The 26,271-nt window shown below is 54.9% G+C and carries 30 protein-coding genes and 4 tRNA genes; all 34 read left to right on the forward strand.

Features of this window, described 5'->3' with window-relative positions:
- The first annotated feature begins 180 nt into the window (after nt 1-180).
- A complete protein-coding gene (gene birA / locus ACQRBV_RS25915) occupies nt 181-1,140 on the forward strand; it encodes a bifunctional biotin--[acetyl-CoA-carboxylase] ligase/biotin operon repressor BirA (protein WP_411985447.1) in 960 nt (319 codons plus the stop codon).
- Nucleotides 1,130-1,879, forward strand: coding sequence for a pantothenate kinase (locus ACQRBV_RS25920; protein ID WP_060755292.1), 750 nt, complete (start codon nt 1,130-1,132; stop codon nt 1,877-1,879). The genes birA and ACQRBV_RS25920 overlap by 11 nt, the downstream gene beginning before the upstream one ends.
- A gap of 7 nt (nt 1,880-1,886) precedes the next feature.
- On the forward strand, nt 1,887-2,333 hold the full coding sequence (locus ACQRBV_RS25925; protein ID WP_060755291.1) for a hypothetical protein: 447 nt from the start codon (nt 1,887-1,889) through the stop codon (nt 2,331-2,333).
- Nucleotides 2,334-2,476: 143 nt separating this feature from the next.
- Nucleotides 2,477-2,561 (forward strand) — tRNA-Tyr (locus ACQRBV_RS25930).
- A gap of 24 nt (nt 2,562-2,585) precedes the next feature.
- Nucleotides 2,586-2,659: transfer RNA gene (locus ACQRBV_RS25935), tRNA-Gly, on the forward strand.
- 26 nt (nt 2,660-2,685) lie between these two features.
- Nucleotides 2,686-2,761, forward strand: a tRNA-Thr gene (locus ACQRBV_RS25940).
- A gap of 163 nt (nt 2,762-2,924) precedes the next feature.
- Nucleotides 2,925-3,000: transfer RNA gene (locus tag ACQRBV_RS25945), tRNA-Trp, on the forward strand.
- Between the two features lie 45 nt (nt 3,001-3,045).
- On the forward strand, nt 3,046-3,414 hold the full coding sequence (secE, locus tag ACQRBV_RS25950; protein WP_003194658.1) for a preprotein translocase subunit SecE: 369 nt from the start codon (nt 3,046-3,048) through the stop codon (nt 3,412-3,414).
- A 9-nt stretch (nt 3,415-3,423) separates the two neighbouring features.
- Nucleotides 3,424-3,957, forward strand: a complete 534-nt coding sequence (nusG, locus tag ACQRBV_RS25955; RefSeq protein WP_003176436.1) for a transcription termination/antitermination protein NusG — start codon at nt 3,424-3,426, stop codon at nt 3,955-3,957.
- Nucleotides 3,958-4,074: 117 nt separating this feature from the next.
- Nucleotides 4,075-4,506: a 50S ribosomal protein L11 gene (gene rplK, locus ACQRBV_RS25960; RefSeq protein ID WP_003176435.1), complete on the forward strand. Its 432-nt coding sequence runs from the start codon at nt 4,075-4,077 to the stop codon at nt 4,504-4,506.
- The gene (rplA, locus tag ACQRBV_RS25965) at nt 4,506-5,201 is read left to right on the forward strand and encodes a 50S ribosomal protein L1 (protein ID WP_032884532.1); all 696 of its coding nucleotides are present in this window, start codon (nt 4,506-4,508) and stop codon (nt 5,199-5,201) included. Before rplK ends, rplA begins: the two co-directional genes overlap by 1 nt.
- Before the next feature lie 199 nt (nt 5,202-5,400).
- Nucleotides 5,401-5,901, forward strand: coding sequence for a 50S ribosomal protein L10 (gene rplJ / locus ACQRBV_RS25970; RefSeq protein ID WP_016969477.1), 501 nt, complete (start codon nt 5,401-5,403; stop codon nt 5,899-5,901).
- Nucleotides 5,902-5,979: 78 nt separating this feature from the next.
- Nucleotides 5,980-6,345 (forward strand): 50S ribosomal protein L7/L12, encoded by a 366-nt coding sequence (gene rplL, locus ACQRBV_RS25975; protein WP_060755290.1) that lies wholly within the window; start codon nt 5,980-5,982, stop codon nt 6,343-6,345.
- 219 nt (nt 6,346-6,564) lie between these two features.
- On the forward strand, nt 6,565-10,638 hold the full coding sequence (rpoB, locus tag ACQRBV_RS25980) for a DNA-directed RNA polymerase subunit beta (RefSeq protein WP_060755289.1): 4,074 nt from the start codon (nt 6,565-6,567) through the stop codon (nt 10,636-10,638).
- A gap of 64 nt (nt 10,639-10,702) precedes the next feature.
- Nucleotides 10,703-14,902 (forward strand): DNA-directed RNA polymerase subunit beta', encoded by a 4,200-nt coding sequence (rpoC, locus tag ACQRBV_RS25985; RefSeq protein WP_060755288.1) that lies wholly within the window; start codon nt 10,703-10,705, stop codon nt 14,900-14,902.
- A 217-nt stretch (nt 14,903-15,119) separates the two neighbouring features.
- On the forward strand, nt 15,120-15,491 hold the full coding sequence (rpsL, locus tag ACQRBV_RS25990) for a 30S ribosomal protein S12 (RefSeq protein ID WP_002555494.1): 372 nt from the start codon (nt 15,120-15,122) through the stop codon (nt 15,489-15,491).
- A 118-nt stretch (nt 15,492-15,609) separates the two neighbouring features.
- The gene (gene rpsG, locus ACQRBV_RS25995) at nt 15,610-16,080 is read left to right on the forward strand and encodes a 30S ribosomal protein S7 (RefSeq protein WP_002555493.1); all 471 of its coding nucleotides are present in this window, start codon (nt 15,610-15,612) and stop codon (nt 16,078-16,080) included.
- Nucleotides 16,081-16,110: 30 nt separating this feature from the next.
- Nucleotides 16,111-18,216 carry an elongation factor G gene (fusA, locus tag ACQRBV_RS26000; RefSeq protein WP_060755287.1) on the forward strand — a complete coding sequence of 702 codons (2,106 nt, stop codon included), beginning with the start codon at nt 16,111-16,113 and terminating at the stop codon, nt 18,214-18,216.
- A 30-nt stretch (nt 18,217-18,246) separates the two neighbouring features.
- The gene (gene tuf, locus ACQRBV_RS26005; RefSeq protein WP_090365561.1) at nt 18,247-19,440 is read left to right on the forward strand and encodes an elongation factor Tu; all 1,194 of its coding nucleotides are present in this window, start codon (nt 18,247-18,249) and stop codon (nt 19,438-19,440) included.
- Between the two features lie 157 nt (nt 19,441-19,597).
- Nucleotides 19,598-19,909 (forward strand): 30S ribosomal protein S10, encoded by a 312-nt coding sequence (rpsJ, locus tag ACQRBV_RS26010; RefSeq protein ID WP_003186070.1) that lies wholly within the window; start codon nt 19,598-19,600, stop codon nt 19,907-19,909.
- 81 nt (nt 19,910-19,990) lie between these two features.
- Nucleotides 19,991-20,626 carry a 50S ribosomal protein L3 gene (rplC, locus tag ACQRBV_RS26015; RefSeq protein ID WP_003194649.1) on the forward strand — a complete coding sequence of 212 codons (636 nt, stop codon included), beginning with the start codon at nt 19,991-19,993 and terminating at the stop codon, nt 20,624-20,626.
- A gap of 12 nt (nt 20,627-20,638) precedes the next feature.
- A complete protein-coding gene (gene rplD / locus ACQRBV_RS26020) occupies nt 20,639-21,241 on the forward strand; it encodes a 50S ribosomal protein L4 (protein WP_003176424.1) in 603 nt (200 codons plus the stop codon).
- Complete coding sequence (rplW, locus tag ACQRBV_RS26025; protein ID WP_002555488.1) at nt 21,238-21,537, forward strand: 50S ribosomal protein L23; 300 nt, start codon at nt 21,238-21,240, stop codon at nt 21,535-21,537. The genes rplD and rplW overlap by 4 nt, the downstream gene beginning before the upstream one ends.
- A 14-nt stretch (nt 21,538-21,551) precedes the next feature.
- Entirely contained in the window at nt 21,552-22,376 is an 825-nt protein-coding gene (rplB, locus tag ACQRBV_RS26030) for a 50S ribosomal protein L2 (RefSeq protein WP_003186055.1), read from the forward strand.
- Nucleotides 22,377-22,392: 16 nt separating this feature from the next.
- Nucleotides 22,393-22,668 (forward strand): 30S ribosomal protein S19, encoded by a 276-nt coding sequence (rpsS, locus tag ACQRBV_RS26035; RefSeq protein ID WP_002555486.1) that lies wholly within the window; start codon nt 22,393-22,395, stop codon nt 22,666-22,668.
- 11 nt (nt 22,669-22,679) lie between these two features.
- A complete protein-coding gene (gene rplV / locus ACQRBV_RS26040) occupies nt 22,680-23,012 on the forward strand; it encodes a 50S ribosomal protein L22 (protein WP_003103908.1) in 333 nt (110 codons plus the stop codon).
- 13 nt (nt 23,013-23,025) lie between these two features.
- Nucleotides 23,026-23,712: a 30S ribosomal protein S3 gene (gene rpsC / locus ACQRBV_RS26045; RefSeq protein WP_003176422.1), complete on the forward strand. Its 687-nt coding sequence runs from the start codon at nt 23,026-23,028 to the stop codon at nt 23,710-23,712.
- A gap of 12 nt (nt 23,713-23,724) precedes the next feature.
- Complete coding sequence (gene rplP / locus ACQRBV_RS26050) at nt 23,725-24,138, forward strand: 50S ribosomal protein L16 (RefSeq protein WP_003176421.1); 414 nt, start codon at nt 23,725-23,727, stop codon at nt 24,136-24,138.
- Entirely contained in the window at nt 24,138-24,329 is a 192-nt protein-coding gene (rpmC, locus tag ACQRBV_RS26055; RefSeq protein ID WP_002555481.1) for a 50S ribosomal protein L29, read from the forward strand. Before rplP ends, rpmC begins: the two co-directional genes overlap by 1 nt.
- Before the next feature lie 2 nt (nt 24,330-24,331).
- Nucleotides 24,332-24,598, forward strand: a complete 267-nt coding sequence (gene rpsQ / locus ACQRBV_RS26060) for a 30S ribosomal protein S17 (protein WP_003176419.1) — start codon at nt 24,332-24,334, stop codon at nt 24,596-24,598.
- A 23-nt stretch (nt 24,599-24,621) separates the two neighbouring features.
- On the forward strand, nt 24,622-24,990 hold the full coding sequence (rplN, locus tag ACQRBV_RS26065; protein ID WP_002555479.1) for a 50S ribosomal protein L14: 369 nt from the start codon (nt 24,622-24,624) through the stop codon (nt 24,988-24,990).
- A gap of 11 nt (nt 24,991-25,001) precedes the next feature.
- Complete coding sequence (rplX, locus tag ACQRBV_RS26070) at nt 25,002-25,316, forward strand: 50S ribosomal protein L24 (protein WP_007896770.1); 315 nt, start codon at nt 25,002-25,004, stop codon at nt 25,314-25,316.
- A 22-nt stretch (nt 25,317-25,338) separates the two neighbouring features.
- The gene (rplE, locus tag ACQRBV_RS26075; protein WP_003194642.1) at nt 25,339-25,878 is read left to right on the forward strand and encodes a 50S ribosomal protein L5; all 540 of its coding nucleotides are present in this window, start codon (nt 25,339-25,341) and stop codon (nt 25,876-25,878) included.
- A gap of 13 nt (nt 25,879-25,891) precedes the next feature.
- Complete coding sequence (gene rpsN, locus ACQRBV_RS26080) at nt 25,892-26,197, forward strand: 30S ribosomal protein S14 (RefSeq protein WP_003176414.1); 306 nt, start codon at nt 25,892-25,894, stop codon at nt 26,195-26,197.
- Nucleotides 26,198-26,271 lie beyond the last annotated feature (74 nt).

Below are 26,271 nucleotides of genomic sequence, written 5' to 3' on the forward strand. Positions count from 1 at the left end.
CATGTGAGAGTAGGTCATCGTCAAGATTAAATTCCGAAACCCCATTTGCGAAAGCAGATGGGGTTTTGTTTTGGGCGATCGAAAATGCGTAGGGGCCGATGAAGGCTAGAGTTCGGCCATTTCTATGCAATGGCTTTGCGCATGGCTATCATGCGTGCCTCATCGTGAGGCGATATGTGCATGTTGACGTTGTTAGAACTTCTAAAAGATGGCCGATTTCATTCTGGTGAGGCTCTGGGGGCCGCTCTGGGCGTAAGCCGCAGCGCTGTTTGGAAACAGCTTCAGCATCTTGAGGCTGAGTTGAATCTGCCCATCCATAAAGTCCGGGGCAGGGGCTATCAACTCGCGTCTCCGCTGGCGTTCCTGAATGCCGAAGAAATTGCGGCGAATTCAGGCTCCAGGGTATGGCCTGTCTATATTTCCGACTCTGTTGATTCCACTAATGCTGAAGCTTTGCGTCTTGTTGACGCCGGCTGCGCTGCGCCGTTCCTGGTGCTGGCCGAGCAGCAAACCGCAGGGCGCGGTAGGCGTGGTCGTAAATGGGTCAGTCCATACGCGCAGAATCTGTATTACAGCCTCGTGTTGCGCATTGAGGGCGGGCTGCGGCAGTTGGAGGGCCTCAGTCTGGTTGTGGGGTTGGCGGTCATGCAGGCCCTGCGTGAGGCGGGTGTGCAGCGTGCGGCCTTGAAATGGCCAAACGATGTTTTGGTTGAAGACAAAAAGATTGCCGGTATTTTGCTTGAGTTGGTGGGGGATCCTGCTGACATTTGTCACGTTGTGCTCGGTATCGGTATTAATGTGAATATGCAGAAGGCAGCTGATGTTGATCAGCAATGGACGTCGGTTCAGTTGGAGACTGGGTCTTCAGTCGATCGCAACCATTTGGTTGCAAGGCTGGGTTTGCATTTGAAGGGCTATCTGGACCGACATAAAAGCCTTGGCTTCTCTACTCTCCAGGAGGAATGGGAGCAAAATCATTTGTGGCAGGGTAGGGCTGTGTCTCTCATAGCGGGCGTCAACCAAATTGATGGGGTGGTGCTAGGTATCGATCGCCAGGGTGCATTGCGCCTGAGTGTTGATGGTGTCGAGAAAACATACAGCGGTGGTGAGTTAAGCCTGAGGTTGCGTGATGATTCTTGAGCTCGACTGTGGGAATAGCTTCATCAAGTGGCGTGTACTGGGGCCGGATAAAGCGGGAGTCTTGGCTGAGGGTGTGGTTGGCTCGGACGCTTCATTGGTTGAAAGTCTTCTCTCACTTCCAGGTCTGTCGCTAACGCGGTGCCGACTAGTGAGCGTTCGAGCTGTCGAGGAGACCGATAAGCTGGTGGAGGTGTTGGAGCGGGTGTTTGGCGTCAGCGTGTCGTGTGCGGCTTCTGCGCGGGAAATGGCAGGGGTGCGTAACGGCTATGAAGAATTTGAACGACTGGGGCTTGATCGTTGGCTGGCAATGCTTGGGGCATTCAAGTTGGGCTCAAGTGCTTGCCTGGTACTTGATTTCGGAACCGCAGCGACTGCGGACTTTATTGCGGCTGATGGTGAGCACCTGGGGGGCTTCATCTGCCCGGGCATGCCCCTTATGCGCAGTCAATTGCGCACGCATACGCGAAAGATTCGATACGACGATACCGCTGCTGAGCAGGCGCTGGAGCGGCTCTCTCCCGGCCGTACTACCGTGGAAGCGGTTGAGCGAGGCTGTACGCTGATGTTAAGGGGGTTTGTGCTGACTCAGCTTGAGCTTGCCCGAAGTTATTGGGGGGATGAGTTCTCGGTGTTCCTCACAGGGGGGGATGCGGACTTGGTTGCGGAAGTCGTTCCGCAGGGGCGGCTCGTTCCTGATCTGGTTTTCGTCGGCCTGGCTATGGCGTGCCCTTTGTCCTGAGGTGTTTATGCGTTGGCTGTTTTTGCTTTTGCTTGTGCTCAATGTCTTCTACTACGTCTGGCATCAGCAAGAGGCTCCGTTGCGTGCGAAAGATGTCACTCCATTGAGTCTTTATAAGGGGTCTCAGCAAGACATTCGTCTGCTGAGTGAGTCTTCCGATGGCGTTGCCCGCCGTGATCGAGCCAAGGCTCCAGAAGCTCAGAATACCTGCTTATACGTGGGTGGGTTCTCAGATATGCGGCAGGCGCAGTTGCTTGAGCAGCGCCTCATGAGCTTGGATATAAAGGCCAAGATCCAAACCTTGAACGTTCCTGATGCTTTCGGTTACTGGCTTCGCGTGTCTCCGGAAAGCAGGCGTCTGGCTGATGATCTGCCGTTTGAAAACCTTGCTAAGGAATTCAATGAGTTAAAACATAAAATAATGTTGTGCGAAGGCGTTGCAAGTCTCGAATAGTTTGCATAGAATGGCGCCCGCTTCGCAGTGAAGACCTTTACGGTCTACAGTGTGAAGCGAAGGTCAACGCAGCTAACCTCATATTTTTAAATGAGAAAATGCTTGACAGAAGGTCGGCGTAATGTAAAATGCCGGCTCGCTTAGGAGGGGTTCCCGAGCGGCCAAAGGGATCAGACTGTAAATCTGACGTCTACGACTTCGAAGGTTCGAATCCTTCCCCCTCCACCATTTTTAGCGTGAGCTGCAAGCTCCGCGGGTATAGTTTAGTGGTAGAACCTCAGCCTTCCAAGCTGATGATGCGGGTTCGATTCCCGCTACCCGCTCCAAGTTTGCAGGTTGTGCAAGGTGTTTCGCTCTTGTAGCTCAGTTGGTAGAGCACACCCTTGGTAAGGGTGAGGTCAGCGGTTCAAATCCGCTCAAGAGCTCCATATAACAAGGCAGATATGAAAATATCTGCCTTTGTTTTAACAGCTTATCTCGGCTTGATTGCGTTGTTTCTGGCTTGGTTGTCAGGGTGTTTTCAAGTCTCTTGGGGTTGGTTGTTGTAAAGTCTTTTTCAGGTCTGCATAATGGTCGGCCTGATTTTGTTTTAGGTCAGTAGCTCAATTGGCAGAGCGACGGTCTCCAAAACCGTAGGTTGGGGGTTCGATTCCCTCCTGACCTGCCAGATTCACGTGGTGTGTCTGGCTTTCTTTTCACAGGATCTTCATAGATGACTCCTAAGGCTGAAGCTCAAAGCTCTCGTTTCGATCTGGTCAAGTGGCTCGCTGTAGTCGCTTTGGTGGTCGTAGGCGTTGTTGGCAATCAGTACTATTCTGCTTCGCCGATCCTGTACCGCGTACTTGCTTTGCTTGCTCTTGCTGCTGTAGCTGCCTTTGTAGGCCTGCAGACTGCCAAAGGCAAGTCTTTCGCAGTCCTGGTAAAGGAAGCGCGCACCGAAATTCGTAAAGTCGTTTGGCCGACTCGCCAAGAAACCACGCAGACCACGTTGATCGTTGTGGCTGTTGTTCTGGTTATGGCGTTGCTGTTGTGGGGGCTTGATTCCCTGCTCGGCTGGCTTGTTTCCTTGATTGTTGGCTAAGGGTGTCCCGTGGCTAAGCGTTGGTACGTTGTGCATGCTTACTCGGGTTACGAGAAGCATGTTATGCGCTCTTTGCTGGAGCGCGTAAAGCTTGCAGGCATGGAAGATGGCTTCGGCGAAATTCTGGTTCCCACTGAAGAAGTGGTTGAAATGCGGAATGGCCAGAAGCGTAAGAGCGAACGCAAGTTCTTCCCTGGCTATGTGTTGGTTCAGATGGACATGAATGAAGGTACTTGGCACTTGGTCAAGGATACTCCTCGTGTCATGGGCTTCATTGGCGGTACTGCTGATAAGCCTGCTCCTATCACTGACAAAGAGGCGGAAGCGATTCTGCGTCGTGTTGCTGATGGTAGTGACAAGCCTAAGCCGAAGACTCTCTTCGAGCCGGGTGAGGTTGTTCGTGTCACAGACGGTCCGTTTGCTGATTTCAACGGTACGGTCGAAGAAGTTAACTACGAGAAGAGCCGGATCCAAGTGGCAGTGCTCATTTTCGGTCGCTCTACTCCGGTAGAGCTGGAGTTCAGCCAGGTCGAGAAGGTCTAGCTGAGCAAGCATCCCAACCCCGCAGCCTTAGGCTGTGGGGTTTTGTCGTCACTGGGATAAACGCGCAAGTAACCGGGGAGCCTTTCGAGGCGTTTGAACCCGTAATTGGAGTGCCTCATGGCCAAGAAGATTACCGCTTACATCAAGCTGCAAGTGAAGGCCGCTCAGGCCAACCCTAGCCCACCCGTCGGTCCAGCTCTGGGTCAACACGGCGTGAACATCATGGAATTCTGCAAGGCCTTCAACGCCCGTACTCAGGGTCTTGAGCCAGGTCTGCCGACTCCAGTGATCATCACTGTATACAGCGACCGTAGCTTCACTTTCGAAACCAAGTCGACCCCGGCTTCGGTTCTGTTGAAGAAAGCTGCTGGTCTGACTAGCGGTTCCGCTCGTCCTAACACCGTTAAAGTCGGCACTGTTACTCGTGCTCAGCTGGAAGAAATCGCGAAAACCAAAAACGCGGATCTGACTGCAGCTGATATGGATGCAGCCGTGCGTACCATCGCCGGTTCTGCTCGTAGCATGGGCCTTAACGTGGAGGGTGTGTAATGGCTAAGCTGACCAAGCGCCAAAAGGCTATCGCCGGCAAAATCGAAGCAGGCAAGGCCTACAGCTTTGTAGACGCCGCTGCCCTGCTGACCGAGCTGTCGACTGTCAAGTTCAGCGAGTCTGTTGACGTTGCTGTAAACCTGGGTGTTGACCCGCGTAAATCCGACCAGGTCGTTCGTAGCGCAACTGTGCTGCCACACGGTACTGGCAAGACTGTACGTGTTGCTGTGTTCACCCAGGGTCCGGCAGCTGAAGCTGCTCTGGCCGCTGGCGCTGATCGCGTTGGCATGGACGACCTGGCTGCCGAAATGAAAGGCGGCGACCTGAACTATGACGTAGTTATTGCTTCCCCGGATGCAATGCGCGTTGTAGGTCAGTTGGGTCAGATCCTCGGTCCACGCGGCCTGATGCCTAACCCTAAGGTTGGTACCGTAACTCCAGACGTAGCCACCGCGGTTAAAAACGCCAAGGCTGGTCAGGTTCGTTATCGCACCGACAAAAACGGCATCATTCACACCTCCGTTGGCAAAGTCGGCTTTGATGCCGTCAAGCTGAAGGAAAACGTTGAAGCCCTGATCGCTGATCTGAAGCGTATCAAGCCGGCTTCCTCGAAAGGTATCTACGTTAAGCGCGTAACCCTGAGCACCACTATGGGCCCAGGTCTGGTCATCGACCAAGGCTCGCTGGACGTATAAGACACAGATTGGCGCAGGAGACTGCGTCAATTGAAAAAATTGGGGTCCCTGCCTGGCGGGGGCTATCCAAGACCGTAGGCGGCGCAAGTCTTAAACCACAAGCCTACGCAGATGGTGCTCCCGGTTCCTTACCGAATCAGACACCAAAACGACATCCGGCTTCGGCCAGATGAAACGGTAACAAGCAGGAGTTAAACCCGTGGCAATTAATCTCGAAGACAAGAAGGCCATCGTCGCTGAAGTCAACGAGGCTGCCAAAGCTGCTCTGTCCGCTGTCGTGGCTGATGCCCGTGGTGTGACAGTAGGCGCTATGACCGGACTCCGTAAAGAGGCTCGTGAAGCTGGCGTATACGTACGTGTTGTACGTAACACCCTGCTCAAGCGCGCTGTTGCTGACACTGAATATAGTGTTCTCAACGACGTGTTCACCGGCCCGACTCTGATCGCTTTCTCCAAAGAGCATCCAGGCGCTGCTGCCCGTTTGTTCAAAGAGTTTGCCAAGAGTCAGGATAAGTTCGAGATCAAGGCAGCTGCGTTCGAGGGCAAGTTCCTCGCAGCTAACCAAATCGACGTACTGGCAACACTGCCGACCCGCGACGAAGCCATTTCGCAGCTGATGAGCGTGATTCAAGGCGCTACCAGCAAGCTGGCTCGTACTCTGGCTGCAGTTCGCGAGCAAAAAGAAGCTGCCGCAGCCTAAGGCTGAGCGACTTCTCTCGCGTATTTTTGTTTATTTCGATGGCCGCGTAGGCCGTCCCCCAATTCAGGAAATACAGTAATGTCTATCTCCCAAGAAGATATCCTCAACGCCGTAGCTGAAATGTCGGTTCTGCAGGTTGTTGAGCTGATCAAAGCTTTCGAAGAAAAATTCGGCGTTTCCGCTGCTGCTGCTTCCGCCGGCCCAGCCGCTGTTGCTGCTGTTGCTGAAGAGCAAACCGAATTCAACGTCATGCTGACCGAAGCTGGCGAGAAGAAAGTAAACGTGATCAAGGCAGTACGTGAACTGACCGGTCTGGGCCTGAAAGAAGCCAAGGCTGTAGTTGACGGCGCTCCTGCCATGGTTCTGGAAGCTGTTGCCAAAGACGCAGCTGACAAAGCCAAAGCAGTACTGGAAGAAGCAGGCGCTAAAGTCGAGCTGAAGTAAGCATCGACCTTGCGTCTCCAGCCCAAGCGTTAAGCTGAAGGCTGATGGCTGGTGGCTCTTGCCACCGGCCTTTTTCCGTTCTTGGCTGTCGACTCGGTCGCCGCCATTAACGCGCTGTAGCCACCCGATGCGGTGGTGCAAACCATGGGGTTTGCAAGATTTTCTGGCTGCTCCCGTCGGAGGGGCCAAACAAGCAGGTGACCAAGCTGGGGAACGCTGATGGCTTACTCATATACTGAGAAAAAACGTATCCGCAAGGACTTTAGCAAGTTGCCGGACGTCATGGATGTCCCGTACCTTCTGGCTATCCAGCTGGATTCGTATCGTGAATTCTTGCAGGCGGGAGCGACCAAAGATCAGTTCCGCGACGTGGGCCTGCATGCGGCCTTCAAATCCGTTTTCCCGATCATCAGCTACTCCGGCAATGCTGCGCTGGAGTACGTCGGTTATCGCCTGGGCGAACCGGCATTTGATGTCAAAGAATGCGTGTTGCGCGGTGTTACGTACGCCGTACCGTTGCGGGTAAAAGTCCGCCTGATCATTTTCGATAAAGAATCGTCGAACAAAGCGATCAAGGACATCAAAGAGCAAGAAGTCTACATGGGCGAAATCCCATTGATGACTGAAAACGGTACCTTCGTAATCAACGGTACCGAGCGTGTAATCGTTTCCCAGCTGCACCGTTCCCCGGGCGTGTTCTTTGACCACGACCGCGGCAAGACGCACAGCTCCGGTAAGCTCCTGTACTCCGCGCGGATCATTCCGTACCGCGGTTCGTGGTTGGACTTCGAGTTCGACCCGAAAGACTGCGTGTTCGTGCGTATCGACCGTCGTCGCAAGCTGCCGGCCTCGGTACTGCTGCGCGCACTCGGTTATACCACTGAGCAAGTGCTGGATGCCTTCTACACCACCAACGTATTCAGCCTGAAGGGTGAAACCCTCAGCCTGGAATTGGTGCCTTCGCGCCTGCGTGGTGAAATTGCCGTTCTGGATATCCAGGACGAGAAGGGCAAGGTTATTGTTGAGGCTGGTCGCCGTATCACTGCGCGCCACATCAACCAGATCGAAAAAGCCGGTATCAAAGAGCTGGAAGTGCCTCTGGACTACGTTCTGGGTCGCACCACCGCCAAGGTCATCGTTCACCCGGCTACAGGCGAAATCCTGGCTGAGTGCAACACCGAGCTGAACACCGAGATCCTGGCCAAGATCGCCAAGGCTCAGGTTGTTCGCATCGAGACTCTGTACACCAACGATATCGACTGCGGTCCGTTCATCTCCGATACTCTGAAGATCGACTCCACCAGCAACCAATTGGAAGCGCTGGTCGAGATCTATCGCATGATGCGTCCTGGTGAGCCACCGACCAAAGACGCTGCCGAAACCCTGTTCAACAACCTGTTCTTCAGCCCTGAGCGCTATGACCTGTCTGCGGTCGGCCGGATGAAGTTCAACCGTCGTATCGGTCGCACCGAGATCGAAGGTTCGGGCGTACTGTGCAAGGAAGACATTGTTGCGGTCCTGAAGACCCTGGTCGACATCCGTAACGGCAAAGGCATCGTCGACGACATCGACCACTTGGGTAACCGTCGCGTTCGCTGCGTAGGCGAAATGGCCGAGAACCAGTTCCGCGTTGGCCTGGTGCGTGTTGAGCGTGCGGTCAAAGAGCGTCTGTCGATGGCTGAAAGCGAAGGCCTGATGCCGCAAGACCTGATCAACGCCAAGCCAGTGGCTGCGGCGGTGAAAGAGTTCTTCGGTTCCAGCCAGCTCTCGCAGTTCATGGACCAGAACAACCCGCTCTCCGAGATCACCCACAAGCGCCGTGTATCCGCACTGGGCCCGGGTGGTCTGACCCGTGAGCGTGCAGGCTTTGAGGTTCGTGACGTACACCCGACGCACTACGGTCGTGTTTGCCCGATCGAAACGCCGGAAGGTCCGAACATCGGTCTGATCAACTCCTTGGCTGCGTACGCGCGCACCAACCAGTACGGCTTCCTCGAGAGCCCGTACCGTGTGGTTAAGGACGCTCTGGTCACCGACGAAATCGTTTTCCTGTCCGCCATTGAAGAAGCTGATCACGTGATCGCTCAGGCCTCGGCCACGATGAGTGACAAGAAAGTCCTGATCGATGAGCTGGTAGCTGTTCGTCACTTGAATGAGTTCACCGTCAAGGCGCCGGAAGACGTCACCTTGATGGACGTTTCGCCGAAGCAGGTAGTTTCGGTTGCAGCGTCGTTGATCCCGTTCCTGGAGCACGACGACGCCAACCGTGCGTTGATGGGTTCCAACATGCAGCGTCAAGCTGTACCCACCCTGCGTGCTGACAAGCCGCTGGTAGGTACCGGCATGGAGCGTAACGTAGCGCGTGACTCCGGCGTTTGCGTCGTGGCGCGTCGTGGTGGCGTGATCGACTCCGTTGATGCCAGCCGTATCGTGGTTCGTGTTGCTGATGACGAAGTTGAAACCGGCGAAGCTGGTGTCGACATCTACAACCTGACCAAGTACACCCGCTCGAACCAGAACACCTGCATCAACCAGCGTCCGCTGGTGAGCAAAGGTGATCGCGTTCAGCGTAGCGACATCATGGCTGACGGCCCGTCCACCGACATGGGTGAGCTGGCTCTGGGTCAGAACATGCGTATCGCGTTCATGGCGTGGAACGGCTTCAACTTCGAAGACTCCATCTGCCTGTCCGAGCGTGTTGTTCAAGAAGACCGCTTCACCACGATCCACATTCAGGAACTGACCTGTGTGGCTCGTGACACCAAGCTTGGGCCAGAAGAGATCACTGCGGACATCCCGAACGTGGGTGAAGCTGCACTGAACAAGCTGGACGAAGCCGGTATCGTTTACGTAGGTGCTGAAGTTGGCGCAGGCGACATCCTGGTTGGTAAGGTCACTCCGAAAGGCGAGACTCAGCTGACTCCGGAAGAGAAGCTGCTGCGTGCCATCTTCGGTGAAAAAGCCAGCGACGTTAAAGACACCTCCCTGCGTGTGCCTACCGGCACCAAAGGTACTGTCATCGACGTACAAGTCTTCACCCGTGACGGTGTTGAGCGTGATGCTCGTGCACTGTCCATCGAGAAGACTCAACTCGACGAGATCCGTAAGGACCTGAACGAAGAGTTCCGCATCGTTGAAGGCGCGACCTTCGAACGTCTGCGTTCCGCTCTGGTAGGCCACAAGGCCGAAGGTGGCGCAGGTCTGAAGAAAGGTCAGGACATCACCGATGAAGTTCTCGACGGTCTTGAGCACGGCCAGTGGTTCAAACTGCGCATGGCTGAAGATGCTCTGAACGAGCAGCTCGAGAAGGCTCAGGCCTACATCGTTGATCGTCGCCGTCTGCTGGACGACAAGTTCGAAGACAAGAAGCGCAAACTGCAGCAGGGCGATGACCTGGCTCCAGGCGTGCTGAAAATCGTCAAGGTTTACCTGGCAATCCGTCGTCGCATCCAGCCGGGCGACAAGATGGCCGGTCGTCACGGTAACAAGGGTGTGGTCTCTGTGATCATGCCGGTTGAAGACATGCCGCACGATGCCAATGGCACCCCGGTCGACGTCGTCCTCAACCCGTTGGGCGTACCTTCGCGTATGAACGTTGGTCAGATCCTCGAAACCCACCTGGGCCTCGCGGCCAAAGGTCTGGGCGAGAAGATCAATCGTATGATCGAAGAGCAACGCAAGGTCGCTGACCTGCGTAAGTTCCTGCACGAGATCTACAACGAGATCGGCGGTCGCAACGAAGAGCTGGACACCTTCTCCGACCAGGAAATCCTGGATCTGGCGAAGAATCTGCGCGGCGGCGTTCCAATGGCTACCCCGGTGTTCGACGGTGCCAAGGAAAGCGAAATCAAGGCCATGCTGAAACTGGCAGACCTGCCAGAAAGCGGCCAGATGCAGCTGTTCGACGGTCGTACCGGCAACAAGTTCGAGCGCCCGGTTACTGTTGGCTACATGTACATGCTGAAGCTGAACCACTTGGTAGACGACAAGATGCACGCTCGTTCTACCGGTTCCTACAGCCTGGTTACCCAGCAGCCGCTGGGTGGTAAGGCTCAGTTCGGTGGTCAGCGTTTCGGGGAGATGGAGGTCTGGGCACTGGAAGCATACGGTGCTGCTTACACTCTGCAAGAAATGCTCACAGTGAAGTCGGATGATGTGAACGGTCGGACCAAGATGTACAAAAACATCGTGGACGGCGATCACCGTATGGAGCCGGGCATGCCCGAGTCCTTCAACGTGTTGATCAAAGAAATTCGTTCCCTCGGCATCGATATCGATCTGGAAACCGAATAACACGTGACGCGAATCGAGAGCGGGGCTGTTTAGCCCGCTCTCTGCTCCGCCAGGAGGAAAGGCCTTGAAAGACCTACTGAATTTGCTGAAAAACCAGGGTCAAGTCGAAGAGTTCGACGCCATCCGTATTGGGTTGGCATCGCCTGAGATGATCCGTTCGTGGTCGTTCGGTGAAGTTAAAAAACCGGAAACCATCAACTACCGTACGTTCAAACCTGAGCGTGACGGCCTGTTCTGCGCCAAGATCTTTGGCCCGGTAAAGGATTACGAGTGCCTGTGCGGTAAGTACAAGCGCTTGAAGCACCGTGGTGTGATCTGCGAGAAGTGCGGCGTTGAAGTTGCGCTGGCCAAAGTTCGTCGTGAGCGCATGGCGCACATCGAACTGGCTTCGCCGGTTGCCCACATCTGGTTCCTGAAATCGCTGCCGTCCCGTATCGGCTTGCTGATGGACATGACCCTGCGTGATATCGAGCGCGTTCTCTACTTCGAGAGCTATGTCGTTATCGATCCAGGCATGACCACCCTTGAAAAAGGTCAGCTGCTGAACGACGAGCAGTACTTCGAAGCGCTGGAAGAGTTCGGCGACGATTTCGATGCCCGCATGGGTGCCGAAGCTGTCCGCGAACTGCTGCACGCTATCGACCTGGAACACGAGATTGGTCGCCTGCGTGAAGAAATTCCGCAAACCAACTCTGAAACCAAGATCAAGAAGCTGTCCAAGCGTCTGAAGTTGATGGAAGCCTTCCAAGGCTCCGGTAACTTGCCAGAGTGGATGGTGCTGACCGTTCTGCCGGTTCTGCCGCCAGACCTGCGTCCGCTGGTACCGTTGGATGGTGGCCGTTTCGCAACGTCCGACCTCAACGACCTGTACCGCCGCGTGATCAACCGTAACAACCGCTTGAAGCGCCTGCTTGATCTGTCCGCTCCGGACATCATCGTGCGCAACGAAAAGCGTATGTTGCAGGAAGCTGTCGATGCCCTGCTCGACAACGGTCGTCGTGGCCGCGCTATCACCGGTTCCAACAAGCGTCCTCTGAAATCCTTGGCTGACATGATCAAGGGTAAGCAAGGTCGTTTCCGTCAGAACTTGCTCGGTAAGCGTGTTGACTACTCCGGTCGTTCGGTAATTACCGTAGGCCCGACCCTGCGCCTGCACCAGTGCGGTCTGCCTAAGAAGATGGCTCTCGAGCTGTTCAAGCCGTTCATCTTCGGCAAGCTGGAAATGCGCGGTCTCGCGACCACCATCAAAGCGGCCAAGAAAATGGTCGAGCGCGAACTGCCAGAGGTTTGGGACGTTCTCGCTGAAGTGATTCGCGAACACCCGGTTCTCCTCAACCGTGCACCGACCCTTCACCGTCTGGGTATCCAGGCGTTTGAACCGGTACTGATCGAAGGCAAGGCTATCCAGCTGCACCCTCTGGTCTGTGCTGCGTACAACGCCGACTTCGACGGCGACCAAATGGCCGTGCACGTACCGCTGACACTGGAAGCCCAGTTGGAAGCGCGTGCGTTGATGATGTCGACCAACAACATTCTGTCGCCAGCCAACGGTGAGCCAATCATCGTTCCGTCGCAGGACGTTGTATTGGGTCTGTACTACATGACTCGTGAAGCGATCAACGCCAAGGGCGAAGGTCGTGTGTTCGCTGACCTGCAAGAAGTTGACCGTGTGTTCCGTGCCGGCGAAGCCGCGCTGCATGCCAAGGTCAAAGTGCGGATCAACGAAACCGTCAACGACCGTGACGGCGGCAGCGTGACCAACACCCGTATCGTCGACACCACTGTCGGCCGTGCGCTGTTGTATCAAGTTGTGCCAAAAGGTCTGTCTTACGACGTCGTCAACCTGCCGATGAAGAAAAAGGCGATCTCCAAGCTGATCAACCAGTGCTACCGCGTGGTTGGTTTGAAAGAGACCGTTATCTTCGCCGACCAGTTGATGTACACCGGTTTTGCTTATTCGACCATTTCCGGCGTTTCCATCGGTGTTAACGACTTCGTTATCCCGGATGAAAAAGCCCGCATCATCGGTGCCGCCACCGACGAAGTGAAAGAAATCGAGAGCCAGTATGCGTCCGGCCTGGTAACCCAGGGCGAGAAGTACAACAAGGTGATCGACCTTTGGTCCAAGGCGAACGACGAAGTTTCCAAGGCGATGATGGCCAACCTCTCGAAAGAGAAAGTCATCGACCGTCACGGCGACGAAGTTGAGCAAGAGTCCTTCAACTCGATGTACATGATGGCCGACTCGGGTGCACGGGGTTCTGCTGCGCAGATCCGTCAGCTCGCCGGTATGCGTGGCCTGATGGCCAAGCCGGACGGTTCCATCATTGAAACGCCGATTACTGCGAACTTCCGTGAAGGTTTGAGCGTACTTCAGTACTTCATCTCCACTCACGGTGCTCGTAAAGGTCTGGCGGATACCGCGTTGAAAACGGCTAACTCCGGTTACCTGACTCGTCGTCTGGTAGACGTTGCACAAGATCTGGTTGTAACCGAGATCGATTGCGGCACCGAGCATGGCCTGCTGATGACTCCGCACATTGAAGGCGGTGACGTTGTAGAGCCGCTGGGTGAGCGCGTATTGGGTCGTGTTATTGCCCGTGACGTATTCAAGCCGGGTACCGAGGAAGTTATCGTTCCTGCCGGCACTCTGGTTGATGAGAAGTGGGTCGAGTTCATCGAACTCAACAGCATCGACGAAGTGATCGTTCGTTCGCCGATCAGCTGCGAAACCCGCTACGGCATTTGCGCCAAGTGCTACGGCCGCGACCTGGCTCGTGGTCACCAGGTGAACATCGGTGAGTCGGTTGGCGTAATCGCTGCCCAGTCCATCGGTGAGCCGGGTACCCAGTTGACGATGCGTACGTTCCACATCGGTGGTGCGGCAAGCCGGACCTCCGCAGCTGACAGCGTTCAGGTGAAAAATGGCGGTACCGTCCGTCTGCACAACCTGAAACACGTTGAGCGAGTGGATGGCCACCTGGTTGCCGTTTCCCGTTCCGGTGAGCTGGCAATCGCTGATGACTTCGGTCGTGAGCGTGAGCGCTACAAGCTGCCGTACGGTGCTGTGATTTCGGTTAAAGAAGGTGACAAGGTCGACGCTGGCGCAATCGTGGCCAAGTGGGACCCGCACACTCACCCGATCGTTACCGAAATGAAAGGTACCGTGACCTACGTGGGCATGGAAGAAGGCATCACGATCAAGCGTCAGACTGACGAATTGACCGGTATGACCAACATTGAAGTTCTCGATCCGAAAGATCGTCCAGCTGCCGGTAAAGACATCCGTCCTGCCGTGAAGATGGTTGATGACAACGGCAAGGATCTGTTGCTGCCAGGCACTGACGTAATCGCTCAGTACTTCCTGCCAGCCAACGCCCTGGTCGGTGTAGCGGATGGTGCGAAGATCGCGATCGGTGATGTTATCGCGCGTATCCCGCAAGAAACTTCGAAGACCCGTGACATCACCGGTGGTCTGCCGCGTGTTGCCGACTTGTTCGAAGCTCGTCGTCCGAAGGAAGCGTCGATTCTGGCTGAAGTCAGCGGCACCATCGCGTTCGGTAAAGAGACCAAGGGCAAGCGCCGTCTGGTCATTACCCCGAACGACGGTAGCGATCCGTATGAAGAGCTGATTCCGAAGTGGCGTCACCTGAACGTGTTCGAAGGCGAGCAGGTAAACCGCGGCGAAGTTATCTCCGACGGTCCGAGCGATCCACACGACATCCTGCGTCTGCTGGGTGTGAGTGCGCTCGCCAAGTACATCGTCAACGAGATCCAGGACGTTTACCGCCTGCAAGGCGTGAAGATCAACGATAAGCACATCGAGACCATCCTGCGTCAGATGCTGCGTAAAGTTGAGATCTCCGAGTCCGGCGATTCCAGCTTCATCAAGGGCGACCAGATGGAACTGACTCACGTACTGGTAGAGAACGAGAAGCTGGCAACCGAAGACAAGTTCGTCGCCAAGTTCACTCGCGTGTTGCTGGGTATCACCAAGGCGTCGTTGTCCACTGAGTCGTTCATCTCGGCGGCCTCCTTCCAGGAGACCACTCGCGTACTGACCGAAGCAGCGGTAACCGGCAAGCGCGATTACCTGCGCGGCCTGAAAGAAAACGTGGTCGTGGGTCGTCTGATCCCGGCGGGTACCGGTTTGGCATACCACAGCGAGCGTAAGCGTCGCCGTGATGCTGACAAGCCGCTGCGCGTTAGCGCCAGTGAAGTGGAAGCTGCACTGACCGAAGCGCTGAACTCTAGCGGTAACTGAGTTCTGCGATAAATAAGTCTGGGCCCTGGCAGCCCCCATTCGTCGGATCGAGGCATTTTTGCCCCGGTTCGATGGAAGGGGAGGTCGGGGCCTTGCCTTGACTGGGGGCAAGATCCTCTTTAGACTCTTGTACCCCTAAATTTGGCGGGAATGCGTTCCTGCCATTTTGCTTTTCTTGCAAGACAATAGCGTCGCAAGACAACAGTGGAGCTAGTAGATGGCAACTATCAACCAGCTGGTACGTCAGCCGCGTAAGCGTATCGTCGAGAAATCCGACGTACCTGCGCTGCAGAACTGCCCGCAACGTCGTGGCGTATGCACCCGTGTGTATACCACCACGCCGAAAAAACCTAACTCGGCACTGCGTAAAGTATGCCGTGTGCGTCTGACCAACGGTTTCGAGGTTTCCTCGTACATCGGTGGTGAAGGCCACAACCTGCAAGAGCACAGCGTGGTACTGATCCGCGGCGGTCGTGTAAAAGACTTGCCAGGTGTTCGTTACCACACCGTACGCGGCTCCTTGGATACTTCCGGCGTTAAAGGTCGTAACCAGGGTCGTTCGAAGTACGGTACCAAGAAGCCTAAGTAGTAGCGGCTTTTTGTAAAACTGAATCATCTTATTTTCTGAGTCGATAAGAGTAAGGTCGGAGGCGTCCCGAAAGGGCACCGATTCCGAGCGAACCTGAAGACCGTTTGAGGGCTTATCCATGCCAAGAAGACGCGTAGCAGCCAAGCGCGAAGTGCTTGACGATCCAAAATACGGAAGCCAAATTCTGGCCAAGTTCATGAACCACGTGATGGAAAGCGGCAAGAAAGCCGTTGCCGAGCGTATCGTTTATGGCGCGCTGGAAAAGGTTAAAGAACGCAAGAACAGCGACCCCCTGGAAATCTTCGAGAAAGCTCTCGACGCCATCGCTCCGCTGGTCGAAGTGAAGTCGCGCCGTGTAGGCGGTGCTACTTACCAGGTTCCGGTTGAAGTTCGTCCGTCCCGTCGTAACGCTCTGGCAATGCGCTGGTTGGTAGACTTCGCCCGTAAGCGCGGCGAGAAGTCTATGGCTCTGCGTTTGGCTGGCGAACTGTTGGACGCTGCCGAAGGTAAAGGTGCTGCTGTTAAGAAGCGTGAAGACGTGCACCGTATGGCTGAAGCTAACAAAGCTTTCTCGCACTACCGCTTCTAATTTTAGCTTCACTAATTTTGCGAGGGCTTTATGGCTCGTACTACTCCGATTAGCCGCTACCGTAACATCGGTATCGTCGCTCACGTGGATGCTGGTAAAACCACCACCACCGAGCGCGTACTGTTTTACACCGGCAAAAGTCACAAAATGGGCGAGGTGCATGATGGCGCCGCGACCACAGACTGGATGGTTCAGGAGCAGGAGCGTGGTATTACCATTACTTCTGCTGCCATTACCGCCTTCTGGAAAGGTTCCGAGAAGCAGTACAAAGACGAGCACCGCTTCAACGTAATCGATACCCCAGGCCACGTAGACTTCACTATTGAAGTTGAACGTTCCCTGCGCGTACTCGACGGCGCTGTCGTTGTGTTCTGCGGTACCTCGGGTGTTGAGCCTCAGTCGGAAACCGTATGGCGTCAGGCCAACAAATACGGCGTTCCACGTCTTGTTTACGTAAACAAGATGGACCGTGCTGGCGCCAACTTCCTGCGCGTGATCGGTCAGATCAAGCAGCGTCTGGGTCACACTCCGGTGCCAATCCAATTGGCTATCGGTTCCGAAGACAACTTCCAGGGTCAGATCGATCTGATCAACATGGAAGCTGTTTACTGGAATGACGCTGACAAAGGCATGGTTCCTGTTCGCAAGCCTATCCCTGCCGAGCTTCAAGAGCTGGCTGACGAGTGGCGCAACAACATGGTTGAGGCTGCTGCCGAAGCCAGCGAAGAGCTGATGAATAAGTACCTCGAAGGTGAAGAGCTCACCAACGCGGAAATCAAGGCCGCTCTGCGTCAGCGTACTATCGCTGGCGAAATCGTCCTGGCTGTTTGCGGTTCTTCCTTCAAGAACAAGGGTGTTCCCCTGGTTCTCGACGCCGTTATCGACTTCCTGCCTGCTCCAACCGACATTCCTGCTATCAAGGGTTCCAACCCTGATAACGAGGAAGAAGAGATGGAGCGTCATGCTGACGACAGCGAGCCGTTCTCGGCTCTGGCGTTCAAGATCGCTACCGACCCATTCGTGGGTACCTTGACCTTCGTCCGCGTTTACTCGGGCGTGTTGGCATCCGGCGACGGCGTGATCAACTCGGTTAAAGGCAAGAAAGAGCGCGTGGGTCGTATGGTGCAGATGCACGCAAACGCCCGTGAAGAGATCAAGGAAGTTCGCGCTGGTGACATCGCGGCCCTGATCGGCATGAAGGACGTCACCACTGGTGAGACTTTGTGCGACGCTGCCAAGCCAATCATCCTGGTTCGCATGGACTTCCCGGAGCCGGTTATTTCGGTTGCCGTAGAGCCTAAGACCAAGGATGACCAGGAAAAAATGGGTATCGCTCTGGGCAAGCTTGCTCAGGAAGATCCATCTTTCCGTGTCAAGACTGATGAAGAGACTGGTCAAACGATCATCTCCGGCATGGGCGAGCTGCACCTGGACATCCTGGTTGACCGGATGCGCCGTGAGTTCAACGTCGAAGCCAACATCGGTAAGCCTCAGGTTTCCTATCGTGAGCGCATCACGAAGAACTGTGAAATCGAAGGCAAGTTCGTTCGTCAGTCCGGCGGTCGTGGTCAGTTCGGTCACTGCTGGATCCGTTTTGCTCCTGCTGACGAAGGTCAGGAAGGTCTGCAATTCTTGAACGAAGTAGTGGGTGGTGTTGTTCCTAAGGAATACATCCCTGCTATCCAGAAGGGTATCGAAGAGCAGATGAAGAACGGTGTTGTTGCCGGCTATCCGCTGATCGGCCTGAAAGCAACCGTTTTTGACGGTTCTTACCACGACGTCGACTCCAACGAGATGGCGTTTAAGGTGGCTGCTTCCATGGCAACCAAGCAACTGGCCCAGAAGGGCGGTGGTGAGTTGCTTGAGCCAATCATGGCGGTAGAAGTTGTTACACCTGAAGACTATATGGGTGATGTCATGGGCGATCTTAACCGTCGTCGCGGCATGATCTTGGGTATGGAAGACACGGTTTCCGGCAAAGTGATTCGCGCCGAGGTTCCGCTGGGTGAGATGTTCGGTTATGCGACCGACGTTCGCTCCATGTCCCAGGGTCGCGCAAGCTACTCTATGGAATTCAAAAAATACAACACAGCTCCGGCGCACATCGCTGAAACTGTATCCAAAAAACAAGGCTGATTCAGTCCTTTAGGCAAGGAGTTAATTGTCGTGGCTAAAGAAAAATTTGATCGTTCCCTACCGCACGTAAACGTTGGCACCATCGGCCACGTTGACCACGGTAAAACCACTCTGACCGCTGCTCTGACTCGCGTCTGCTCCGAAGTTTTCGGTTCGGCCGTAGTTGAATTCGACAAGATCGACAGCGCACCAGAAGAAAAAGCTCGTGGTATCACCATCAACACCGCGCACGTTGAGTACAACTCGAACATTCGTCACTACGCTCACGTTGACTGCCCAGGTCACGCTGACTATGTGAAGAACATGATCACCGGTGCTGCCCAGATGGACGGCGCGATCCTGGTTTGCTCGGCCGCTGATGGTCCGATGCCACAAACCCGTGAGCACATCCTGCTGTCCCGTCAGGTAGGCGTTCCGTACATCGTGGTTTTCCTGAACAAGGCTGACCTGGTAGACGACGCTGAGCTGCTGGAACTGGTTGAGATGGAAGTGCGCGATCTGCTGAGCACTTACGACTTCCCAGGCGACGACACTCCGATCATCATCGGTTCTGCTCGTATGGCTCTGGAAGGCAAAGACGACAACGAAATGGGTACTACCGCTGTTAAGAAGCTGGTAGAAACTCTGGACAGCTACATCCCAGAGCCAGTTCGTCTGACCGACAAGCCGTTCCTGATGCCAATCGAAGACGTGTTCTCGATCTCTGGTCGCGGTACTGTTGTGACTGGTCGTATCGAGCGCGGTATCGTTCGCGTTCAAGATCCGCTGGAAATCGTTGGTCTGCGTGACACCACCACCACCACCTGCACCGGTGTTGAGATGTTCCGCAAACTGCTCGACGAAGGTCGTGCTGGCGAGAACTGCGGCGTTCTGCTGCGTGGTACCAAGCGTGACGACGTTGAGCGTGGTCAGGTTCTGGTTAAGCCAGGTTCGGTTAAGCCGCACACCAAGTTCACCGCAGAAGTTTACGTTCTGAGCAAGGAAGAAGGCGGTCGTCACACTCCGTTCTTCAAAGGCTATCGTCCACAGTTCTACTTCCGTACTACTGACGTGACTGGTAACTGCCAGCTGCCAGAAGGCGTTGAAATGGTAATGCCAGGCGATAACATCCAGATGGAAGTTACCCTGATCAAGACCATCGCAATGGAAGACGGTCTGCGCTTCGCTATTCGTGAAGGCGGCCGTACCGTTGGTGCTGGTGTTGTAGCTAAAATCATCGAGTAAGCATCTCTCCTGAGATAGCTTCGATGCTTTGAAAAGCCCCCGCTCAGCGGGGGCTTTTTTATTGGGTTGACACCTATCTGGGGCGTCTATAGAATTGCGCCTCCTTTTAACGGGTGCATTGCGCCCGGTGGGAATAGCAGCCGGAGTCTGAAATCCAATGCAAAATCAGCAAATCCGTATCAGGTTGAAGGCTTTTGACCATCGCCTGATCGACCAATCCACCCAGGAAATCGTGGAAACCGCGAAACGTACTGGTGCTCAAGTGCGTGGTCCAATTCCACTGCCTACCCGTAAAGAGCGGTTCACCGTTCTGGTCTCCCCGCACGTCAACAAAGACGCGCGTGACCAGTACGAGATCCGTACTCATAAGCGCGTACTGGACATCGTCCAGCCAACGGATAAAACCGTTGATGCACTTATGAAGCTCGATCTGGCGGCCGGTGTGGAAGTACAGATCAGCCTCGGCTAAGACTTGGGTCTTAGTCGTGTAACGCTCTGAAATGGGCGGCCATAGCGGGTGAAAGCCCCGTACACTCATGAGGTTTACAACATGACTATTGGTGTAGTCGGTCGTAAATGCGGTATGACCCGTATTTTCACCGAAGAAGGTGTCTCCATTCCGGTCACGGTCATTGAGATCGAGCCGAATCGCGTCACCCAGTTCAAAACTGAAGAAACCGATGGCTATCGTGCAGTGCAAGTCACTGTCGGCGAGCGTCGTGCTTCGCGCGTGACTGCTGCTCAAGCAGGTCACTTCGCTAAAGCAAACGTTGCAGCTGGTCGTACTGTCATGGAGTTCCGTCTCGAAGACGGCGACTACCAGGCTGGCGATCTGATCAACGCTGAAATCTTCGCCGCTGGTCAGCTGGTTGATGTAACCGGTCAGTCCAAGGGTAAAGGCTTCCAGGGTACGATCAAGCGTTGGAATTTCCGTGGCCAAGACAACACTCACGGTAACTCCGTTTCCCACCGCGTCCCGGGCTCTATTGGCCAGTGCCAGACTCCTGGTCGTGTATTCAAGGGCAAGAAAATGTCCGGTCATATGGGCGCTGAGCGCGTGACCGTGCAGTCCCTCGAAGTAGTGCGCGTCGACGCTGAACGCAATCTGTTGTTGGTCAAGGGTGCTGTTCCTGGCGCTACTGGCGGCAACCTGGTTGTACGTCCAGCGGCCAAGGCTCGCGGTTAAGGGGAAGCTGACATGCAATTAAATGTAAATGACGCTCAAGCGATCGAAGTTTCCGAACTGACATTTGGCGGCGAATTCAACGAGACGCTGGTTCACCAAGCAGTCGTGGCCTACATGGCCGGCGGCCGTCAAGGTAGCAAGCAGCAAAAGACCCGTTCCGACGTTCGTGGTGGCGGTAAGCGCCCTTGGCGTCAGAAAGGTACTGGCCGTGCTCGTGCCGGTACTATCCGTAGCCCAATCTGGCGTGGCGGCGGTACCACTTTCGCAGCTCGTCCGCAGGATCACTCGCAGAAGCTCAACAAGAAGATGTACCGCGCAGCTCTGCGCTCCATCCTTGCTGAACTCGTGCGTACTGACCGTCTGGTCGTGGTTCAGGACTTCGCTGTTGAAAGCCCGAAAACCAAAGATCTGCTGGGCAAACTGAACAACATGAGCCTGACCGACGTTTTGATCGTGTCGGAAGCTGTTGATCAGAACCTGTACCTGGCTGCTCGTAACCTGCCACACGTTGATGTACGTGACGTGCAAGGTTCCGATCCAGTTAGTCTGATCGCATACGACAAGGTGTTGATCACCGTGTCGGCCGTGAAGAAATTCGAGGAGCTGCTGGGATGAACCAGGAACGCGTATTTAAAGTTCTGCTTGGCCCGCACGTTTCCGAAAAGGCTACGGTTCTGGCTGACAAGAAAGGCCAGTTCGTTTTCAAGGTTGCAACTGACGCAACCAAGCTGGAAATCAAGAAGGCCGTCGAAAGCCTGTTCAGCGTGAAAGTAGAGCGTGTTACTACCCTGAACGTTCTGGGTAAGAGCAAGCGCACTGCTCGCGGTCTGGGCAAGCGTAATGACTGGAAGAAGGCAGTTATCTCCCTTCAGCCAGGCCAAGATCTCGATTTCAGCAGCAGTGCTGAGTAAGGAAGGGGTGCATCATGGCAATCGTTAAATGCAAACCGACTTCCCCTGGCCGCCGTTTTGTGGTCAAGGTGGTCAACCAGGAGCTGCATAAAGGCGCTCCTCACGCACCGCTGCTCGAGAAGAAATCGAAGTCTGGTGGTCGTAACAACAATGGTCGTATTACCACTCGTCACATCGGTGGTGGCCATAAGCAGCATTATCGTCTGGTCGACTTCCGTCGCAACGACAAAGATGGCATCGCTGCCACTGTCGAGCGTATCGAATACGATCCAAACCGTACTGCTCACATCGCTCTGCTGCTTTACGCAGATGGCGAGCGTCGCTACATCATCGCCCCTAAAGGCGTGAGCGCTGGCGACCAGCTGATCGCAGGTGCTCTGGCACCGATCAAGCCGGGCAACGCTCTGCAACTGCGCAACATTCCAGTTGGTAGCACCGTACACGGCATCGAATTGAAGCCAGGTAAAGGCGCGCAAATCGCTCGTTCCGCTGGTGCTTCGGCTCAGCTGATCGCTCGTGAAGGTGTCTACGTGACCCTGCGTCTGCGTTCTGGTGAGATGCGTAAAGTGCTGGCTGAATGCCGTGCGACCCTGGGCGAAGTCTCGAACTCCGAGCACAGCCTGCGTTCGTTGGGTAAAGCTGGTGCCAAACGCTGGCGTGGCGTTCGCCCAACCGTTCGTGGTGTTGCCATGAACCCGGTTGACCACCCACACGGTGGTGGTGAAGGTCGTACCTCTGGTGGTCGTCATCCGGTATCGCCATGGGGCTTCCCGACTAAGGGCGCGAAGACTCGTGGTAATAAGCGTACCGACAAAATGATCGTCCGTCGTCGCAAGTAAATAGAGGGATACGACAGTGCCACGTTCTCTGAAAAAAGGTCCTTTTATTGATCTTCACCTACTGAAGAAGATCGAAGTGGCGGCGGAAAAGAACGATCGCAAACCAGTTAAGACCTGGTCGCGTCGTTCGATGATCCTGCCACAAATGGTCGGTCTGACCATCGCAGTACACAACGGTCGTCAACACGTCCCAGTTCTCGTTAACGAAGACATGGTCGGCCACAAACTGGGCGAGTTCGCCGGTACCCGCACTTATCGTGGGCACGTGGCAGACAAGAAAGCCAAGCGTTAAGGGGTTAGGAAATGGAAGTAGCCGCTAAGTTGTCGGGCGCTCGAATCTCCGCCCAGAAAGCCCGCTTGGTCGCCGACCAGATCCGCGGGAAGAAGGTGGGCGAAGCGCTCAACCTGTTGGCTTTCAGCAGTAAGAAAGCCGCCGAGATCATGAAGAAAGTGCTGGAGTCGGCCGTAGCCAACGCCGAGCATAACGAAGGCGCAGACGTTGATGACCTGAAAGTCAGCACCGTTTTCGTTAACGAAGGGCGTTCGCTGAAGCGCATCATGCCACGTGCCAAAGGCCGTGCTGATCGCATCGTCAAGCGGTCTTGCCATATCACTGTCAAGGTTGCTGACAAGTAACGGAGTCGAAGAGATGGGTCAGAAAGTACATCCCATTGGCATTCGCCTGGGAATCGTCAAGGAGCACACCTCCGTCTGGTACGCAGACGGTCGGACTTATGCGGACTACTTGTTCGCTGATCTGAAGGTGCGTGAGTATCTCCAAGACAAACTAAAAAGCGCGTCCGTAAGCCGTATCGATATCCATCGTCCGGCCCAAACTGCACGTATCACCATCCACACCGCTCGTCCAGGTATCGTTATCGGGAAGAAAGGTGAAGATGTTGAGAAACTGCGTCAGGACCTGACCAAGCAAATGGGTGTGCCTGTGCACATCAATATCGAAGAGATCCGCAAGCCGGAGCTCGACGGTATGCTGGTTGCGCAGAGCGTAGCTCAGCAGCTGGAGCGTCGCGTAATGTTCCGTCGCGCTATGAAGCGCGCCGTACAGAACGCAATGCGCATTGGTGCCAAAGGCATCAAAATCCAAGTGAGCGGTCGTCTCGGCGGTGCTGAAATCGCACGTACTGAATGGTATCGCGAAGGTCGTGTGCCACTGCACACCCTGCGTGCCGACATCGACTATGCCAACTACGAAGCTCACACCACTTACGGTGTGATCGGTGTAAAGGTTTGGATCTTCAAAGGCGAAGTAATTGGTGGTCGCCAAGAAGAACTGAAACCACAAGCACCAGCGCCTCGTAAAAAAGCTGCTAAGTAAGGGGTACGCCAAATGTTGCAACCTAAGCGTACGAAGTTCCGCAAGCAGATGACAGGCCACAACCGTGGTCTGGCTCAGCGCGGTAGCAAAGTCAGCTTCGGCGAGTTCGCGCTGAAGTCTGTAGCTCGTGGTCGTCTCACCGCTCGTCAGATCGAGTCAGCGCGTCGTGCTCTGACCCGTCACGTAAAACGTGGTGGCAAGATCTGGATCCGTGTATTCCCGGACAAGCCGATTTCCAAAAAACCTCTCGAGGTTCGGATGGGTAAAGGTAAGGGTAACGTGGAATACTGGGTTGCCCAGATTCAGCCAGGCAAAGTCCTGTATGAAATCGAGGGTGTTTCTGAAGAGCTGGCGCGTGAGGCTTTCGCCCTGGCTGCTGCAAAGCTGCCGCTCGCCACCTCCTTTGTTAAACGGACGGTGATGTGATGAAAGCGAATGAACTTCGTGAAAAATCCGCACAGCAGCTGAACGAGCAACTGCTCGGCCTGCTGCGCGACCAGTTCAATCTGCGTATGCAGAAAGCAACTGGCCAGTTGGGGCAGTCTCATCTGCTCTCGCAAGTTAAGCGTGACATCGCTCGCGTGAAGACTGTGCTCAACCAGCAGGCAGGTAAGTGATCATGGCTGAAGCCGAAAAGACTGTCCGTACGCTGACTGGCCGTGTTGTCAGCGACAAGATGGACAAAACCATCACCGTTCTGATCGAGCGTCGCGTTAAGCACCCGATCTACGGTAAATATGTTAAGCGTTCGACTAAGCTGCACGCGCACGACGAAACCAATCAGTGCCACATCGGCGACAAAGTCACTATTCGTGAAACTCGTCCGCTGGCCAAGACCAAGTCTTGGGCACTGGTTGATGTTCTCGAACGCGCTGTGGAAGTCTAAGGACTAGGGGTCGGAGAAATTATATGATTCAGACTCAATCCATGCTCGATGTGGCCGATAACAGCGGCGCTCGCCGCGTTATGTGCATCAAGGTGCTGGGTGGCTCCCATCGTCGTTACGCTGGTATCGGTGACATCATCAAAGTTACCGTGAAGGAAGCAATTCCTCGCGGTAAGGTGAAAAAAGGCCAAGTGATGACTGCTGTTGTAGTCCGCACTCGTCACGGCGTACGCCGTGCAGATGGCTCCATTATCCGCTTTGATGGCAACGCTGCTGTTCTTCTGAACAACAAGCAAGAGCCGATCGGCACCCGTATCTTTGGGCCAGTGACCCGTGAACTTCGTACTGAGAAGTTCATGAAGATCGTCTCGCTCGCCCCAGAAGTGCTGTAAGGAGATCCGACATGCAAAAGATTCGTCGTGACGACGAGATCATCGTGATCGCCGGCAAAGACAAAGGTAAGCGCGGTAAGGTGCTGAAGGTTCTCGCTGACGACCGTCTGGTCGTTGGTGGTCTGAACCTGGTCAAGCGTCATACCAAGCCTAACCCGATGTCGGGCGTACAGGGCGGTATCGTCGAGAAAGAAGCGCCACTGCACGCTTCTAACGTCGCCATCTTCAACGGCGAAACCAACAAGGCTGATCGCGTTGGTTTCAAAGTAGAAGACGGTAAGAAAATTCGTGTCTTCAAGTCGACCCAAAAAGCGGTTGATGCTTGAACACTGCTAGGTAGATAAGACCATGGCACGACTACAAGAGATTTACCGGAAGGAAATCGCCCCTAAGCTTAAGGAAGAACTTAAGCTTGGGAACGTGATGGAAGTTCCGCGCGTTACCAAAATCACCCTGAACATGGGTCTGGGCGAAGCGATCGGCGACAAAAAAGTCATCGAACACGCTGTTGCTGACCTGGAAAAGATCACCGGCCAAAAAGTCGTTGTGACCTACGCTCGGAAATCCATCGCTGGCTTTAAAGTCCGTGAAGGTTGGCCGATCGGCGTCAAGGTAACTCTGCGCCGTGAGCGTATGTACGAATTCCTGGATCGTCTGCTGTCGATCTCCCTGCCTCGGGTTCGCGACTTCCGCGGCCTGAATGCCAAGTCCTTCGATGGTCGTGGTAACTACAGCATGGGCGTGAAAGAGCAGATCATCTTCCCGGAAATCGACTACGACAAGATCGATGCTCTCCGCGGTCTGGACATCACCCTGACCACCACTGCCAAGAACGATGATGAAGGTCGCGCCCTGCTGCGTGCTTTCAAATTCCCGTTCCGCAACTGATTGGAGTAGGACCATGGCCAAGATGAGCATGAAAAACCGCGAGCTGAAGCGTCAGCTCACGGTTGCCAAGTACGCCAAGAAGCGTGCAGCACTGAAAGCAATCATCGTTGATCTGAACGCAAGTCCAGAAGCGCGTTGGGAAGCTACAGTTGCCCTGCAGAAGCAGCCACGTGACGCAAGCGCTTCGCGCATGCGTAACCGCTGCCGCCTGACCGGTCGTCCACACGGCGTTTACCGCAAGTTCGGCCTCGGCCGTAACAAACTGCGTGAAGCGGCAATGCGTGGTGACGTACCAGGTCTGGTTAAAGCCAGCTGGTAAGTACTTTCAAAGTCCAGGTGGTTGGCGTCGCAAGATAACGACCACCGGTGACCTTGAATCTGGAACAAGCCCCT

It is taken from the genome of Pseudomonas sp. R11F, assembly GCF_050312575.1.
In the GTDB taxonomy this organism is placed as follows: Bacteria; Pseudomonadota; Gammaproteobacteria; order Pseudomonadales; family Pseudomonadaceae; genus Aquipseudomonas; species Aquipseudomonas palleroniana.

Bases quoted from the DNA above. Each gene is read 5' to 3' on its own strand.
- birA (WP_411985447.1), top strand. From the start codon at position 181: ATGTTGACGTTGTTAGAACTTCTAAAAGATGGCCGATTTCATTCTGGT.
- ACQRBV_RS25920 (WP_060755292.1), top strand. From the start codon at position 1,130: ATGATTCTTGAGCTCGACTGTGGGAATAGCTTCATCAAGTGGCGTGTA.
- ACQRBV_RS25925 (WP_060755291.1), top strand. From the start codon at position 1,887: ATGCGTTGGCTGTTTTTGCTTTTGCTTGTGCTCAATGTCTTCTACTAC.
- secE (WP_003194658.1), top strand. From the start codon at position 3,046: ATGACTCCTAAGGCTGAAGCTCAAAGCTCTCGTTTCGATCTGGTCAAG.
- rplK (WP_003176435.1), top strand. From the start codon at position 4,075: ATGGCCAAGAAGATTACCGCTTACATCAAGCTGCAAGTGAAGGCCGCT.
- rplA (WP_032884532.1), top strand. From the start codon at position 4,506: ATGGCTAAGCTGACCAAGCGCCAAAAGGCTATCGCCGGCAAAATCGAA.
- rplL (WP_060755290.1), top strand. From the start codon at position 5,980: ATGTCTATCTCCCAAGAAGATATCCTCAACGCCGTAGCTGAAATGTCG.
- rpoB (WP_060755289.1), top strand. From the start codon at position 6,565: ATGGCTTACTCATATACTGAGAAAAAACGTATCCGCAAGGACTTTAGC.
- rpsL (WP_002555494.1), top strand. From the start codon at position 15,120: ATGGCAACTATCAACCAGCTGGTACGTCAGCCGCGTAAGCGTATCGTC.
- rpsG (WP_002555493.1), top strand. From the start codon at position 15,610: ATGCCAAGAAGACGCGTAGCAGCCAAGCGCGAAGTGCTTGACGATCCA.
- fusA (WP_060755287.1), top strand. From the start codon at position 16,111: ATGGCTCGTACTACTCCGATTAGCCGCTACCGTAACATCGGTATCGTC.
- rpsJ (WP_003186070.1), top strand. From the start codon at position 19,598: ATGCAAAATCAGCAAATCCGTATCAGGTTGAAGGCTTTTGACCATCGC.
- rplC (WP_003194649.1), top strand. From the start codon at position 19,991: ATGACTATTGGTGTAGTCGGTCGTAAATGCGGTATGACCCGTATTTTC.
- rplD (WP_003176424.1), top strand. From the start codon at position 20,639: ATGCAATTAAATGTAAATGACGCTCAAGCGATCGAAGTTTCCGAACTG.
- rplW (WP_002555488.1), top strand. From the start codon at position 21,238: ATGAACCAGGAACGCGTATTTAAAGTTCTGCTTGGCCCGCACGTTTCC.
- rplB (WP_003186055.1), top strand. From the start codon at position 21,552: ATGGCAATCGTTAAATGCAAACCGACTTCCCCTGGCCGCCGTTTTGTG.
- rplV (WP_003103908.1), top strand. From the start codon at position 22,680: ATGGAAGTAGCCGCTAAGTTGTCGGGCGCTCGAATCTCCGCCCAGAAA.
- rpsC (WP_003176422.1), top strand. From the start codon at position 23,026: ATGGGTCAGAAAGTACATCCCATTGGCATTCGCCTGGGAATCGTCAAG.
- rplP (WP_003176421.1), top strand. From the start codon at position 23,725: ATGTTGCAACCTAAGCGTACGAAGTTCCGCAAGCAGATGACAGGCCAC.
- rpmC (WP_002555481.1), top strand. From the start codon at position 24,138: ATGAAAGCGAATGAACTTCGTGAAAAATCCGCACAGCAGCTGAACGAG.
- rpsQ (WP_003176419.1), top strand. From the start codon at position 24,332: ATGGCTGAAGCCGAAAAGACTGTCCGTACGCTGACTGGCCGTGTTGTC.
- rplN (WP_002555479.1), top strand. From the start codon at position 24,622: ATGATTCAGACTCAATCCATGCTCGATGTGGCCGATAACAGCGGCGCT.
- rplX (WP_007896770.1), top strand. From the start codon at position 25,002: ATGCAAAAGATTCGTCGTGACGACGAGATCATCGTGATCGCCGGCAAA.
- rplE (WP_003194642.1), top strand. From the start codon at position 25,339: ATGGCACGACTACAAGAGATTTACCGGAAGGAAATCGCCCCTAAGCTT.
- rpsN (WP_003176414.1), top strand. From the start codon at position 25,892: ATGGCCAAGATGAGCATGAAAAACCGCGAGCTGAAGCGTCAGCTCACG.